The following is a 14823-nucleotide window of genomic DNA, read 5'->3' as shown; positions in this document are numbered from 1 at the left end:
AGGCCCGGTGGTCGTGCCGGCTCGGCGCCGCGCGAGGCTCAGGCCGTGCCGTAATCGACGTAGCCCGATTCGCGGCAGAAGCTGACCAGGCGCAGGCCCGCTTCCTTCGCGATCGCGATCGCCAGCGAGGAGGGCGCCGAGATCGTCGCCACCAGCGGAATGCCGACCCGGGCCGCCTTGCGCACCAGTTCGTAGCTCGCGCGGCTCGACAGGAACACGAAGCCGTCGGTCAGGTCGGCTCGCTTGAGCACCAGCTCGCCGATCAGCTTGTCCAATGCGTTGTGGCGGCCGACATCCTCGAACGCGGCCCGGATCGTGCCGCTGGCGTCGCACCAGGCGGCGGCGTGCAGGCCGCCGGTGAGCCGCGTCAGCGCCTGGTGAGCGGGCAGCGCGCGCGCCGCCTGGGCCAGCGCATCGGGCGCGAGCCGTTCGAGGAAACCGGTGACGGGCACCCGCTCGGGCGCCAGGTCGAGCAGGTCGATGCTCTCGATCCCGCATACGCCGCAGCCGGTGCGCCCGGCCAGCGCGCGGCGCCGGTCCTTGAGGGCGGCGAAGGCCTGCTGCACCACCTCGAGATGCACTTCCGCGTGCGGGATCGCCGCCTCGGTATGCAGCACCACCTCGATGTCCTTGATATCGGCACCGCGCGTGACGATCCCTTCCGAAATCGCGAAACCGACCGCGAACGCCTCCAGGTCGCGCGGCGTGCACATCATCACCGCGTGCGAGATACCGTTGAACACCAGCGCGACCGGCCATTCCTGGCCGACCTGGTCGGCGGTGGCGGAGATCTCGCCGCCGCGATGTCGCGAGATCGCGACTTCGACGCTGCCGCTCGGTTCGTGGGTATCGATGGGGGAGGAATTCAAGGCGGGCTCCTGCGGGTTCGGCGGGGCCGGCGAGCGGGCTCGCGCGGACGGGTTCTACAATACCGGATCGCGGCGATCTTCGCCGGCCCCCCGCTCCCGCTCACCTGCTCCAGACGCGCCATGTCCCTCAGCGACGCCCCCTTGCTGTTCGCCTTCGAAATCGATTCGTCGGAGGATTTCACCTACATCCCGATGATCGTGCGCTTCCACCTGGATCGTTGCGGGCTGCGGATCTCGCTCGATCAATGGCAGTTGCTGCCGATCGAGGATCGCAAGCTGCTGGCGCGCTTTCCTGCCGACGTCCCGGTCGATCCGGACATGGCTGCCGACAGGGAAAGTCCCGAGCCGTCGCCCGGCGAGCCGAGCTTCGACCGGGCGCTGGCCGAGATGCTGCGCACCCATGGTTGCGGCGAGGCCGAGGTCTTCGCGCCGGAGCCGGCGCCCGCCTGGCAGTCGCTCGGGGCGCCGCCGGCCGCGCTCGCGGCGCAGTGCGCGCTGGCCGCGCTGCCGGTGCCGTCGCCCGCGCAATGGGCGGCGCTCGGCGGTTTCGAGCGATACGTGCTGGCCAAGCTGTCGCGCAAGCCCAAGCTCAATCACGACTTCGTGCCGGCGATGCGCGAATTCGGGCTGGCCGGCGCCTGAGCGCCGCGGCGGGAGGGTCCCGGCGACCCCGCGGCTTCAGGCGACGGGCGGCAGGGCGCGCGGGCGACGCTCCGAATCGGTGGCGACATAGGTCAGCGTCGCCTCGGTCACCTTGACCACCTCGCCGGCCAGGCCCATGCGCTGCGCATAGACCTCGACGCCGATCGTGATCGAGGTATTGCCGGTCTTGACGATGTTCGCGTAGAAGCTGACCAGGTCGCCGACGAACACCGGCTGCTTGAACAGGAAGGAATTGACGGCGATGGTGGCGACCCGCCCATTGGCGCGCCGGCTGGCCGGGATCGAGCCGGCGATGTCGACCTGGGACATGATCCAGCCGCCGAACACGTCGCCGTGCACGTTCGCATCGGACGGTTGCGGGACCACGCGCAGCGCGGGCTGCAGTTGCGGGAGTTGCGGCGACGAATCGGTCATGGCTGGGGTTCCACTGGCTGGGGCGCTCGCCTGGCGGGCGCCCGATGACGGACCGGGGCGCCGCGCCCGGTGGACAGCGGCGCGAACCGGCTTCTGCGACAATGCAGGATTCTGAAATTGTACGAGAAAGTGCGTGCCCGGCGTCGAGCCGACGGCATGCGCATCGTCCCCCCAATGCGCCGCTTCCCTGCTTCCCCCGAGCCCGCGCCGGCCGCCTCCGGGCCCCGCAACGACTGGCAGACGATCCGTTCGCTGCTGCCCTACCTGAGCACCTACAAGGGCCGCGTGCTGCTCGCGCTGTCCTGCCTGATCGGCGCTAAGCTGGCCAACCTGGGCGTGCCGATCGTGATGAAGCGGATCGTCGACGGGCTTTCCTCCGTGCAGCACCTGCAGGCGCTGGGTCGCGCCGAGCAGTCGGCGCCGCTGGTGCTGGCGGGCGGGCTGGGCTTGCTGGTGGTGGCCTATGCGCTGGTGCGGCTGTCCACCTCGCTGTTCACCGAGCTGCGCGAGATGCTGTTCGCCAAGGTCACCGAGAGCGCGGTGCGCCAGCTCGCGCTGCAGGTGTTCCGTCATCTGCACGGGCTGTCGCTGCGCTTCCATCTCGAGCGGCAGACCGGCGGCATGTCGCGCGATATCGAGCGCGGCACGCGCGGCATCCAGCAACTGATCTCCTACTCGCTCTACAGCATCCTGCCGACCCTGATCGAGGTCGGGCTGGTGCTGGGCTTCTTCGTGGTCAAGTACGACGCCTGGTACGCGGTGATCACGCTCGGCGCGCTGGCCGCCTACGTGGTGTTCACCATCAAGGTCACCGAGTGGCGCACGCATTTCCGGCGCACCATGAACGAGCTCGACTCGCGCGCCAATTCGCGCGCGATCGATTCGCTGATCAACTACGAGACGGTCAAGTACTTCGGCAACGAGGACTGGGAGGCGCGCCGCTACGACGAGAACCTGCAGCGCTACCGGCAGGCCGCGATCCGCTCGCAGCGCTCGCTGTCGCTGCTCAATTTCGGACAGCAGACCATCATCGGCGTGGGCCTGGTGCTGATCCTCTGGCGTGCCACCCAGGGCGTGCTGGCGGGGCGGCTCACGCTCGGCGACCTGGTGCTGATCAACACCTTCATGCTGCAGCTCTACATCCCGCTGAACTTCCTCGGCATCGTCTATCGCGAGCTCAAGCAGAGCCTGACCGACATGGACCGCATGTTCGTGCTGCTGTCGGCGCCGCAGGAGGTGGCCGATGCGCCCGGCGCGCCGGCGCTGGCGGTGCGCGGCGCGCAGGTGCGATTCGAGCACGTGGATTTCTCCTACGAGCCGGCGCGGCAGATCCTGCACGACGTGAGCTTCACGATCGAGGCGGGCACCACCACGGCGGTGGTCGGCCACAGCGGTTCGGGCAAGTCGACGCTCTCGCGCCTGCTGTTCCGCTTCTACGATCTCGACCGCGACGGTGGCGGCGCGATCCTGATCGACGGCCAGGACCTGCGCGATGTCAGCCAGGATTCGCTGCGCGCGGCGATCGGCATCGTGCCGCAGGACACTGTGCTGTTCAACGACTCGATCCACTACAACATCGCCTACGGCCGTCCCAGCGCCACCCGCGAGGAAGTGATCGCGGCCGCGCGCGCGGCCCATATCCACGCCTTCGTCGAGAGCCTGCCGATGGGTTACGACACCACCGTCGGCGAGCGCGGGCTGAAGCTGTCGGGCGGCGAGAAGCAGCGTGTCGCGATCGCGCGGACCATCCTGAAGAATCCGCCGATCCTGGTGTTCGACGAGGCCACCTCGGCGCTCGATTCGCGCTCGGAGCGGGCGATCCAGCAGGAGCTGGAGCAGATCGCCCGGCATCGCACCACGCTGGTGATCGCGCATCGGCTGTCCACCGTCGTGCATGCGGCGCAGATCATCGTGATGGATCGCGGGCGGATCGTCGAACGCGGCACGCACCAGGAGCTGGTGCGCGCGGGCGGTCACTATGCGCAGATGTGGGCGCTGCAACAGCAGCAGCGCGAGGCAGCCGCGCAGGCACCGGCCGAGGTGGCGCCCGACGCGGGGCAATCCTTGCCGCCGGCGATCGACGACGCCTGACGCGGGTTGGTGGCAGCATCCGCGTTCGCGCGGGGCACCGGCCAACTGCCGGCCGCCAGGCCGGGGCGCCCGGCGCCGCTGGTGCCTACCGGCGGCCGCGCAGCCTGGCGTCGAGCGCGCCGAGCTGGGCCGGCGTGCCGACGTTCTCCCAGATGCCCTCGTACAGCTCGCCGCTGGCATGCCCCGCCGCGATCGTGTCGCGGTAGTAGGGCGTCAGCGCGCGGCGCGTGCCGCGCGGCAGGTCGGTGAACATGCGCAGGTCGTACAGGCCGATATTGCCGAAGGTGAAACGCGCCTCGGCGCCGTCGAGCGCGAGCCGCCCGTCGTCTTCCAGCGCGAAATCGCCGGCGGGATGGAAGGGCGGGTTCGGCACCATCACCAGGTGCATGCCGGGTGTCGCTTGCGCGGCCATCGCGGCGGCGCGCTCGCGCAGCGAGGCGTAGTCGAATTCGCAGAACACGTCGCCGCTGACCGCCACGAACACCGGCGAGCGGGCGCCGCCGTGGTCCTCCTCGCCGGCCAGCAGCGGCAGCGCCTGGGCGATGCCGCCGGCCGTCTCCAGCGCCTCGCCCTCGGGTGAGTAGCGCAACTGCACGCCCCAGCGCGAACCGTCGCCGAGCGCGGCCTCGATCTGCTCGCCCAGCCAGGCATGGTTGATCACGATGCGCTCGAAGCCGGCCGCCGCCAGCCTTTCGATCTGCCAGACGATCAGCGGCTTGCCGCCGACCTCGAGCAGGGGTTTGGGCCGCAGGTCGGTGAGCGGGCGCATCCGTTCGCCGCGTCCGGCGGCAAAGATCATCGCGGTATCGAGCACGGCGGTCATGTCGGGCAAGGGCGGATAAGGTCGGGTAACGACGGGTAGGGCGAGGTAAGGCTTGTCGGGCGCGGCGGCAGGCGATTCCGCGTTCAGAACGTGTAGCCGACCTCGACGGACGACTGTCCCTCGAGCTCGTCGAGCAGGTTCGCGAACGGCGCGAGCGGCCGGTAGCGCTGCGCCACCTTGCGCGCGTAGGCGAGGAAGCGCGGCAGGTCGTCGAGGTAACGCGGCTTGCCGTCCCGGTAGTGGATGCGCGGGAACAGCCCGAGCACCTTGATATGGCGCTGCAGGCCGGTCCATTCGAGCTGGCGGTAGAATTCGCCGAAGTCGGCGTCGACCGGCAGGCCGGCCTTCCTGGCCTGCTCCCAGTAATAGACGAAGCAGTCGAGTTCGAACTCCTCGTCCCAACTGATGAAGGCATCGCGCAGCAGCGAGACGACATCGTAGGCTAGCGGCCCCCAGACCGCGTCCTGGAAGTCCAGCACGCCGGGATTCGGCTCGCAGATCATCAGGTTGCGCGGCATGAAGTCACGCAGCATATAGCCATGGGGCTGCGACAGCGAATTCGCCACCAGCAGGGCGAAGGTCCGGTCGAGCACGCCGCGCTGGCGCTCGTCGAGTGTCCTGCCCAGGTGGCGGCCGACGTACCACTCGGGCATCAGCTCCATCTCGCGGCGCAGGAAGGCCTCGTCGAAGACGGGCAGCACGCCTTCGCGCGAGCTGAGCTGCCAGCGCACCAGCGCATCGATGGCGGCTCGCAGCAAGGGCTTCGCGGCGGCGGTGTCGGCCGGGTCGAGCGCGCCGATGTAGGTGGCGGTACCGAGGTCGGAAACCAGCATGAAGCCCGCTTCCAGGTCGACTTCGAGCACCCGCGGCGCATGCAGGCCGGCGGCCGCGAGCAGCCCGGCGATCTGCACGAACTCGCGGCATTTCTCGGGCGGCGGCGCATCCACCGCGATCGCCGTGCCGCCGGGCTCGGTGCCGCTCGCGAGCCGGAAATAGCGCCGGAAGCTGGCGTCGGCCGAGGCCGGGGCGAGCGTGTCGAGCGCCAGCGCGTGGCGGTCCGCGTGCGTCGCCAGCCAGGCGCGCAGTTGATCGAGGCGGCTGTCGGCGGCGGGAGCGGGAGACTGGGCGGGCGAAGGGGGCGTCATCGAAACGGAAACTCGGGGGAGGGGGGAACGTCTTGCCATATAATACCCCACGACTTTTTTGACGCGTCCCGTGTCAATCCCCGCCGGTCGCGGGTTCGCAGCGCGCCTGCGGCCCCTCGTTGCCCCCGCCGATCGCCTTGGCTCGTGTGCGCCCCGTCGCCGTCACGGCTCGATCGCGTGGTCCGCGATGCGCGAACGCCGGGGCCTGACGGGGCCGATTCGCCCGATATCGATGCCGCCTAAACTGATTTTCCCGCTCGTATCCCGCGAGCCCGCGATGCGCAAGCGGCGCCTCGCGGTCGCCCTGCTCGCCGTCCCCGGCTTCGTGCCCGCGGTCGCCCAGGCGCAGCTCGCGGGCGCGGCCGCGGATCCGCAGCCGCTCGGAGCGTCGCCGTGGGACCTGCGTCTGGCGCCCCAGCTCGAGGAGCATCCGCTGCGTCCCGGCTCGAAGCCGGCCGGTTTCGTGCTGGCCGACCACACCAGCGGCACCACCGATCAGGACCTGGCCGCCAAGGGCTCGGCGGAGTTGCGACGCGGCACCACCGTCGTCAAGGCCGATGCGCTGCACTACGATCAGGACACCGACATGGCCGATGCCTATGGCAAGGTCACGGTATCGGGCAACGGCTCGACCTTCTACGGCCCGGAAGCGCACCTGAAGGTCGAGGCGAACCAGGGCACGATGGCCACGCCGAAGTACCGCTTCACGGCCACCGGCGGTTCGGGCAGCGCGCAACAGGCGGAGCTGCTCGACAGCGAGCGCTCGGTGATGACCGATGCGACCTACTCGGCCTGCCAGTGCGCGAACCCGGCCTGGTACATCAAGGGCAGCCGCTTCGAGTTCGACACCGGCGCGGACGAGGGCGTGGCGCGCAACGGCACGCTGTTCTTCCAGGGCGTGCCGATCTTCGCGAGCCCCTGGCTGACCTTCCCGCTGTCGGGCGAGCGGCGCAGCGGCTTCCTGCCGCCGACCTTCTCGCTGAGTTCGACCAATGGTTTCGAACTGGCGGTGCCGTACTACTTCAACATCGCGCCGAACCGCGACCTGACGCTGACGCCGGAGCTCATCTCCAAGCGCGGCGTGTTCACGCGGGCCGAGTATCGCTACCTGTCGCCGACCTACTCGGGCGGCATCACCGGCGAGTTCCTGCCGGACGACCGGGTCGCGCATCGCAATCGCTATGCGATCTATGTGCAGCACCAGCAGACGCTGGCTCCCGGCCTGGCCGGCTACGTCTACTACAACAAGGTGTCGGACCAGGCCTACCCGGGCGATCTCGGGTCGACCAACCAGTTCGCCAACGGCACCCAGACGCTGTACCAGCAGGAAGCCGGCCTGACCTACAACAACGGTCCCTGGTCGATCCTCACGCGCTACCAGCACTGGCAGACGCTGCAGCCGTCGGTCGCGCCTTACGGCCGCGAGCCGCAGTTGAACGTGAAATACGCGAAGTACAACGTCGGCGGCTTCGACTTCGGCGCCGAGGCCGACTACACGCGCTTCAAGATCACCACGGCGGACCAGCCCGAAGGCGATCGCGTGATGTTCAACCCGTACGTCTCGTACGGCGTCTACGGTCCCGGCTACTTCATCGTGCCGAAGGCGCAACTGCACCTCGCCTCGTACGATCTGACCAACACCACGGGCGGTGTCCCGGGCCAGCCGAAGCGCTTCACCTACTCGATCCCGACGCTGTCGTTCGACACCGGGCTGGTGTTCGACCGCTCGGTGCGCCTGTTCGGGCAGGACTTCATCCAGACGCTGGAGCCGAGGCTCTACTACGTCTACACGCCGTACCGCAACCAGCTCGACGCGCCGCTGTTCGACACGGCCGAATCGGATTTCGGGCTGGCCGAGATCTTCACCACCAATACCTTCGTCGGCAACGACCGGATCTCGGACGAGAACCGCCTGACCGCGGCGCTCACCACGCGTTTCCTGGACGCCGCCACCGGCGACGAGCGCGCGCGCTTCGTGATCGCGCAGCAGTACTACTTCACCGACCAGCGCGTCACGCTCGACCCGACCCAGGCGCCGACCCAGGCGCGGCACTCGGACCTGATCGTCGGCGCCTCGCTCAAGCTCGGCGCCGGCTTCGCGTCGGAGACGGCCTTCCAGTACAACGCCGACAACAACCAGCTGGTGAAGTCGAGCATCGGCTTCGGCTACAGCCCGGGCGAGCGGCGCGTGCTCAATGTCGCCTATCGCTACACGCGGGCCAATTCCTCGACCCTGGTCAACGAGCCGATCAACCAGATCCTGGTTTCCGGCCAGTGGCCGCTGACCCAGCACCTCTACGCGGTCGGCCGCTTCAACTACGACCTGGCCGGCAAGCGCGTGGTCGACGGTCTACTCGGCTTCCAGTACGATGCCGACTGCTGGGCAGTGGGCGTGGGCGTGCAGCGCACCGCCAACGGCGTGAACCTTTCCGGTCAGCAGAGCTCGGCCACGCGCTTCATGGCGCAGCTGACCCTGAAGGGACTGTCGAACATCGACAATGGCCTGGTGGCCGCCTTCAAGGGCGGTGTCCCCGGCTACACGCCGCTGCCGCCGGCCCCGCCGCCGCAGGCCCGATTCAGCAACTATGACTAACTTTCGCCCTGACGCGGCGCCGGCCCAGCCAGCTTTCAATGGAGTCTTTGTGGCAATGAAGAAATCCCTTCGCTTCGCAGCAATCGTGTCGGGCCTCGCGGCCGTCATGTCGCTGCTGTCCGTCACGCCGGCGGCCGCGCAGGCGCTCGGTTCGAGCGGCGCGACGCTGGCCGACGAGGTCGTGGCGGTCGTCAACAACGGCGTGATCACGGCACGCGAGCTCGACCAGCGGGTCGGCCTGATCTCGCGCCGGCTGCAGCAGCAGAAGGTGCCGGTGCCGCCGCCCGACGAACTGCGCTCGCAGGTGCTCAACCAGATGGTGGTCGAGCGGATCCAGCTGCAGAAGGCCAAGGACGATGGAATCGAGGTCAGCGACGCCACCGTGCAGAGCACGCTGCAGCGCCTGGCCGCCGCCAACGGCATGACGGTCGACCAGTACCGCGCCCAGCTCGAGGCGCTCGGCGTGCCCTGGAGCACCTTCTCCGGCGACGCGCGCAACGAGCTGATCCTCTCGCGCCTGCGCGAGAAGGAAGTCGACAGCAAGATCACCGTGACCGACGCCGAGGTGGCCAGCTACATCGCCAGCCAGCGCGGCCCGAACTCGGGTTCGCAGCAGGACGTGCGGCTCGAGCACATCTTCGTGGCCGCGCCGCAGAACGCGCCGCAGGACCAGATCGACATCGCGCAGAAGAAGGCCGACGGCCTGCTCAAGCAGGCGCTGGCTTCCGGCGCCGACTTCGAGAAGCTCGCCAGGACTTCCTCCGAGGCGAAGGACGCCAAGACCGGCGGCGATCTCGGCTTCAAGGCGCCGGGCTCGCTGCCGGCCGACGTGGTGCAGGCGGTTTCGCAACTGCGCCCCGGCCAGGTCAGCCCGAACCTGATTCGCGTGCCGGACGGCTTCGAGATCGTGCGCCTGGTCGATCGCCGCCCGGCCTCGGGTACCGTGGGTGCCTCGCCCAAGATCGTGCAGACCCACGTGCGCCACATCCTGCTGCGCGTGGGCGAGGGCAAGTCCGAATCGCAGGCGCGCCAGCAACTGATCGACATCCGCAACCAGATCGAGGCGGGCGGCGATTTCGCCAACTTCGCGCGCACCTATTCGCAGGACGGTTCGGCCTCGCAGGGCGGCGATCTCGGCTGGATCAGCCCGGGCGAGACGGTGCCGGAATTCGAGCGCGCCATGAGCCAGCTGCAGGACGGCCAGATCAGCCAGCCGGTGCGCACCGAATACGGCTACCACCTGATCCAGGTGCTGGGCCGCCGCGACGCGGAAGGCTCGGTGCAGAAGCAGATGGACATCGCCCGCCAGGCGATCGGCCAGCGCAAGGCCGAGCAGGCCTATGCCGACTGGTTGCGCGAGCTGCGCGATTCGTCCTACGTGCAGATCAAGATCGGCCAGCCGCAACCCTGAGCCCCGCCGTCATGCGAGCCGCCCAGCCCCTGCGCATCGCGATCACGACCGGCGAGCCGGCCGGGGTCGGCCCGGAGCTGAGCGCGCGCGCGCTGGCCGAGGCGGGCGAGCGCTGGCCGGACGCGCGCTTCGAGGTGTTGTGCGACGCGGCGCTGTTCGCCGAGCGCGCGGCGGCGGTCGGCGTGGATGCCGAACGGCTCGGCGCCGATGGCCGCGTGAGACTCGCGCATCGGCCGCTCGCGGTGCCTTCGCAGGCGGGCCGGCTGGATGCCGCCAACGGTCTTTACGTGCTGGGCCTGCTCGATGCGGCGATCGACGGCGCGCTGGCGGGCGACTACGACGCGATCGTCACCGCGCCGCTGCAGAAGAGCACCATCAACGACGCCGGCGTGCCCTTCACCGGCCATACCGAATACCTGGCCGAGCGCACCGCCACGCCGCGCGTGGTGATGATGCTGGCGGGCACCGGCGAGCGGCCCCTGCGCGTCGCGCTGGCCACCACGCACCTGCCGCTCAAGGACGTGTCGGCCGCGCTCTCGATCGAGGGGCTGGTCGAGACGCTGAGCATCATCGACGGCGACCTGCGCCGCCATTTCGGCCTTGCCGCGCCGCGCATCCTGGTCACCGGGCTCAATCCGCACGCGGGCGAGAACGGCTACCTGGGCCGCGAGGAAATCGACGTGATCTCGCCGGCGCTGGCGCGCGCGCAGCAGGCCGGCATCGATGCGCGCGGCCCCTATCCGGCCGACACGCTGTTCCAGCCGCGTTATCTCGAGCAGGCCGACTGCGTGCTCGCGATGTTCCATGACCAGGGCCTGCCGGTCCTCAAGTACGCCACCTTCGGCGAGGGCATCAATGTCACGCTCGGCCTGCCGATCGTGCGCACCTCGGTCGACCATGGCACGGCGCTCGACCTGGCCGGTTCCGGCCGCGCCGATTGCGGCAGCATGATCGCGGCGCTCGATACCGCCGTCGCGATGGCGCGCCACCGCCTCCAGGCACGCGCGGACTGAATTCCCGGTCCGCCTTTTTTCGTTTTTCCGGATTCGATGTCGAACAGCAGACAGCACCAGGGACACTTCGCGCGCAAGCGCTTCGGGCAGAATTTTCTCGTCGATCTCGGCGTGATCGATTCGATCGTCAATGCGATTCGCCCCGAGCGCGGCGAGCGCATGGTCGAGATCGGGCCGGGCCTCGGCGCGTTGACGGGCCCCGTGATCGAGCGCCTGGCCACGTCGGAATCGCCGCTGCACGCGGTCGAGCTCGACCGCGACCTGATCGGTCGCCTCAAGCAGCGCTTCGGCGAGCGGCTCGAACTGCACGCGGGCGACGCGCTCGCCTTCGACTTCGGCTCGCTGGCGCTGCCCGGCGACAAGCCCTCGCTGCGCATCATCGGCAACCTGCCCTACAACATCTCCAGCCCGCTGCTGTTCCACCTGATGGACTTCGCCGAGCGCGTGGTCGACCAGCACTTCATGCTGCAGAACGAGGTGGTCGAGCGAATGGTGGCCGAGCCGGGCAGCAAGGCCTTCAGCCGCCTGTCGGTGATGCTGCAGTACCGCTACGTGATGGACAAGCTGATCGACGTGCCGCCCGAATCGTTTCAGCCGCCGCCGAAGGTCGATTCGGCGATCGTGCGGATGATTCCCTACGCGCCGCACGAGCTGGCCGCGGTCGATGTCGCGGTGCTCGGCGAGGTGGTCACGGCCGCCTTCTCGCAGCGCCGCAAGATGCTGCGCAACACGCTCGGCGCCTATCGCGACGCGATCGATTTCGATGCGCTCGGCTTCGACCTGGCGCGCCGCGCCGAGGATGTCGGGGTCGACGAATACGTGGGCCTGGCCCAGGCGGTATCGGCCGCGCGCCCGGCCGGCTGAGCCTTGCCGACGGCGGGCGCGGCCGAAGGGCGCCTGTAAGCCGTTCGATTTGCGCCCGGCGAAAATTCGCCGCGTCTGGTAAATTCGACCGTTCCCAGAAGACTGTTCCCCACGGAGTCCCCCCATGCGAATGCTGCACACGATGCTGCGCGTCGGCGATCTCGACCGCTCGATCCAGTTCTACACCGAGCTGCTCGGGATGAAGCTGCTGCGCCGCGACGACTACCCGGAAGGCAAGTTCACGCTCGCCTTCGTCGGTTACGAGGAAGAAAGCGCGGGCACGGTGATCGAGCTGACCCACAACTGGGATACGCCGTCCTACGAACTCGGCAACGGTTTCGGCCACCTCGCGATCGAGGTCGACGATGCCTACGCGGCCTGCGACCGGATCAAGGCCCAGGGCGGCAAGGTCACGCGCGAGGCCGGCCCGATGAAGCACGGCACCACCGTGATCGCCTTCGTCGAGGATCCGGACGGCTACAAGATCGAGTTCATCCAGCGCAAGACGCAGCACTGAACCATCGGGCGGGCGCCTCGCGCCCGCTGCCGCCGGCCTTGAAAGGCCATGAAAAAACGGCGCTCCGCTTCATGCGGAGCGCCGTTTTGCATGGCACCGGAAAACGGGCAGGGCGCGTTCAGAGCGTCGGCAGCAGCTCGGGCGGATGATGCTTGAGCGTGTGCCGCGCCTCGCGGAATTCGGGAAAGATCGATTCGACGGTCTGCCAGAACGCGGGGCTGTGGTTCATCTCGCGCAGGTGCGCGAGCTCGTGCGCGACCACGTAGTCGACGATCGACATCGGGAAGTGCACCAGGCGCCAGTTCAGGCGGATCTTGCCGTCGCTGGAGCAACTACCCCAGCGCGTCGAGGCCGAGGACAGCGCGTAGGCACGGTAGCTCACGCCGAGCTTCTGTGCATAAACCGGCAGGCGCTCGCCGAAGATACGCTTGGCTTCGCCCTGCAGCCAGCCCTGCACGCGATCCTTGATCTGCTGGGCGTCGGCATGCGCGGGCAGACCCAGCGCCAGCACGGCGCGCTCGGCGTCATAGGCCAGCGTGCCGTCGGCCGAGGCGATGGTGATCGCCACCGGCTTGCCGAGATAGGGAATCTGCGCGCCGTCCCTCCAGTCGATCTGCGGCAGCGCGCGCTGCTCGATGCGGGTTTGCCACTCGGCCAGCTTGGCGAAGATCCAGCGCCGCTTCTCGGCGATCGCCGCCTCGATGTCGGTGAGCGTGACCCAGCGCGGCGCCGTGATCGACAGGCCGCTGCCGTCGATCGCGAAGCCGATGGTGCGCCGCGCCGAGCGCTTGAGCCGGTATTCGAGCACGCGCCCGTCTAGCGTCAGCTTGCGCAGCGAGCGGTCGCGCTCGGGCGAGGGTGAAGCGGGAGGCGCGGGCGCGAGCGGTCCGTCGAACAGCGGCAGATCGAGCTGGTGGTGATCGAGTGCGACGACGGCGGGCCGTGGCCTGGGACGCTTGGGCATCAGATCGCTTCGTTGGGCGTTGCGCAATATGAATGAAACCTTGGATCAGAGTCGTGCGGCGCCGGCCGATCGGGCGTCGCCGTTCGCGTCGCCGCTTTCGTGGCGGTAGGCATCCGGATCGATGCGGCGCATTTCCGTTTCGATCCACTGCTCGACGCGAAGGTTCAGCTCGTCCGGCGTGAGGCCGCGCGAATCGATCGGCTTGCCGATCGACACCGTGACTATACCCGGATACTTGTTGAACGAATTGCGCGGCCAGACGCGGCCCGCGTTATGGGCGATCGGCACCACCGGCACGCCGGTGCCCACCGCGAAGCGCGCGCCGCCCGTCTTGTACTTGCCCTGGCGCCCGGTCGGGGTGCGCGTGCCCTCGGGGAACATGATCACCCAGGCGCCGTCGGCGAGGCGGCTCTTGCCCTGGCGGATCACCGAGTCGAAGGCGTTCTTCCCTTCCTTGCGATTGATGTTGACCATGTGCAGCAGGCCCAGCGCCCAGCCGAAGAAGGGCACGTAGAGCAGCTCGCGCTTGAACACGTAGCAGAGCGGACGCGGCATCAGGGCCGGGAAGGCCAGCGTCTCCCAGGCCGACTGGTGCTTGGAGAGCAGCACGGCGGGGCCGTCGGGCAGGTTCTCCATGCCCTCGATGCGGTAGTCGATGCCGTTGAGCACGCGGACCACGGCGAGCGTCGAGCGGCACCAGCCGGCCGCCATCCAGTAGCGCGCATGCGGGCGCATGAACGGGAACGCGATGAAGCAGGCGGTCGCGTAGGGCACCGTGTAGAGCACGAAATAGACGAGTAGCAGCAGCGAACGGAGGAAAAGCATCGGCGTGGGCTCGGGCGTTGACGGAAGGCGCGCGCGGCGAGGGCGGCGTCAGTCCTGTGGCTGGGACAGAAAATCGAGCGCGAAGGCGCGCAGGTCGTCGTGCACGCGCGTGCCTTCGGGCAGCTTGCCGGCCGCGAGCGTCTTGCGGCCCTTGCCGGTGAGCACCAGGTGCGGGCGAAAGCCCACCGCGACGCCGGCCTGCAGGTCGCGCAGCGCGTCGCCGACGATCGGCGTCTGGTCCGGCTCGATCTCGAAGCGCTGCGTGATCATGGTCATCATGCCCGGCTTCGGCTTGCGGCAATCGCAGTTGTCGCTGGCCGTGTGCGGGCAGTAGAACACCGCGTCGATGCGCGCGCCGACCGCGGCGGCCGCCTTGTGCATCTTCAGGTGCATGGCGTTGAGCGCGGCCATGTCGAACAGGCCGCGCCCGATCCCCGACTGGTTGGTCGCGACCACCACGCGGTAGCCCGCGTGGTTGAGCCGCGCGATCGCCTCGAGGCTGCCGGGCAGCGCGATCCATTCGTCGGGCGTCTTGATGAAGGCGTCCGAATCGACGTTGATGACGCCGTCCCGATCGAGGACGACGAGCTTGCGGTTGGCACCCGTCGGCATGGCGTATCTCCTGGCAGCG

14 protein-coding genes are annotated in these 14823 nt (G+C 68.9%); 7 read left to right on the top strand and 7 right to left on the bottom strand.

The window, feature by feature from the left end:
* Positions 1-38: 38 nt before the first annotated feature.
* Positions 39-869, bottom strand: coding sequence for a formate dehydrogenase accessory sulfurtransferase FdhD (fdhD, locus tag FB600_RS03705; protein WP_098181580.1), 831 nt, complete (start codon positions 867-869; stop codon positions 39-41).
* Between the two features lie 120 nt (positions 870-989).
* Between fdhD and FB600_RS03700 the strand changes: the two genes are divergently transcribed.
* Complete coding sequence (locus FB600_RS03700) at positions 990-1511, top strand: nitrate reductase associated protein (RefSeq protein WP_096750212.1); 522 nt, start codon at positions 990-992, stop codon at positions 1509-1511.
* A gap of 36 nt (positions 1512-1547) precedes the next feature.
* Here the strand turns inward: FB600_RS03700 and FB600_RS03695 are convergent, their stop codons facing one another.
* Positions 1548-1946 carry an acyl-CoA thioesterase gene (locus FB600_RS03695; protein ID WP_036049241.1) on the bottom strand — a complete coding sequence of 133 codons (399 nt, stop codon included), beginning with the start codon at positions 1944-1946 and terminating at the stop codon, positions 1548-1550.
* A gap of 174 nt (positions 1947-2120) precedes the next feature.
* On the opposite strand from FB600_RS03695, the gene FB600_RS03690 reads away from it, so the two are divergent.
* Positions 2121-4037, top strand: coding sequence for an ABCB family ABC transporter ATP-binding protein/permease (locus FB600_RS03690; RefSeq protein WP_096750213.1), 1917 nt, complete (start codon positions 2121-2123; stop codon positions 4035-4037).
* An 85-nt stretch (positions 4038-4122) separates the two neighbouring features.
* Here FB600_RS03690 and murU read toward each other — a convergent pair whose 3' ends face one another.
* The gene (gene murU, locus FB600_RS03685) at positions 4123-4860 is read right to left on the bottom strand and encodes an N-acetylmuramate alpha-1-phosphate uridylyltransferase MurU (protein WP_098181581.1); all 738 of its coding nucleotides are present in this window, start codon (positions 4858-4860) and stop codon (positions 4123-4125) included.
* Positions 4861-4943: 83 nt separating this feature from the next.
* Complete coding sequence (locus tag FB600_RS03680) at positions 4944-6005, bottom strand: aminoglycoside phosphotransferase family protein (RefSeq protein WP_096750215.1); 1062 nt, start codon at positions 6003-6005, stop codon at positions 4944-4946.
* A gap of 232 nt (positions 6006-6237) precedes the next feature.
* On the opposite strand from FB600_RS03680, the gene FB600_RS03675 reads away from it, so the two are divergent.
* The 5 genes from FB600_RS03675 (at position 6238) to gloA (ending at position 12403) form a co-directional block, all read left to right on the top strand.
* Positions 6238-8598, top strand: coding sequence for an LPS-assembly protein LptD (locus FB600_RS03675; protein WP_036033283.1), 2361 nt, complete (start codon positions 6238-6240; stop codon positions 8596-8598).
* 55 nt (positions 8599-8653) lie between these two features.
* The gene (locus FB600_RS03670) at positions 8654-10009 is read left to right on the top strand and encodes a peptidylprolyl isomerase (protein WP_096750216.1); all 1356 of its coding nucleotides are present in this window, start codon (positions 8654-8656) and stop codon (positions 10007-10009) included.
* A gap of 11 nt (positions 10010-10020) precedes the next feature.
* Positions 10021-11022, top strand: coding sequence for a 4-hydroxythreonine-4-phosphate dehydrogenase PdxA (pdxA, locus tag FB600_RS03665; protein ID WP_096750217.1), 1002 nt, complete (start codon positions 10021-10023; stop codon positions 11020-11022).
* A 36-nt stretch (positions 11023-11058) separates the two neighbouring features.
* Complete coding sequence (rsmA, locus tag FB600_RS03660) at positions 11059-11886, top strand: 16S rRNA (adenine(1518)-N(6)/adenine(1519)-N(6))-dimethyltransferase RsmA (protein ID WP_098181582.1); 828 nt, start codon at positions 11059-11061, stop codon at positions 11884-11886.
* Positions 11887-12010: 124 nt separating this feature from the next.
* Positions 12011-12403 carry a lactoylglutathione lyase gene (gene gloA, locus FB600_RS03655; protein WP_013699336.1) on the top strand — a complete coding sequence of 131 codons (393 nt, stop codon included), beginning with the start codon at positions 12011-12013 and terminating at the stop codon, positions 12401-12403.
* 118 nt (positions 12404-12521) lie between these two features.
* Here gloA and FB600_RS03650 read toward each other — a convergent pair whose 3' ends face one another.
* Genes FB600_RS03650 through gmhB form a run of 3 tightly spaced genes read right to left on the bottom strand, consistent with a single transcriptional unit; the run spans position 12522 to position 14804 of the window.
* Positions 12522-13367, bottom strand: a complete 846-nt coding sequence (locus FB600_RS03650) for a M48 family metallopeptidase (RefSeq protein ID WP_096750719.1) — start codon at positions 13365-13367, stop codon at positions 12522-12524.
* Positions 13368-13412: 45 nt separating this feature from the next.
* Positions 13413-14192, bottom strand: a complete 780-nt coding sequence (locus tag FB600_RS03645) for a lysophospholipid acyltransferase family protein (RefSeq protein ID WP_047836972.1) — start codon at positions 14190-14192, stop codon at positions 13413-13415.
* 48 nt (positions 14193-14240) lie between these two features.
* Entirely contained in the window at positions 14241-14804 is a 564-nt protein-coding gene (gmhB, locus tag FB600_RS03640; protein ID WP_013699333.1) for a D-glycero-beta-D-manno-heptose 1,7-bisphosphate 7-phosphatase, read from the bottom strand.
* Between the last annotated feature and the right edge of the window lie 19 nt (positions 14805-14823).

The organism is Burkholderia sp. SJZ089 (assembly GCF_007828315.1).
GTDB classification, from domain to species: Bacteria; Pseudomonadota; Gammaproteobacteria; order Burkholderiales; family Burkholderiaceae; genus Burkholderia; species Burkholderia gladioli.
Note: the sequence above shows the minus strand (reverse complement) of the source record. Positions and strands in the feature narration are given on the sequence as shown.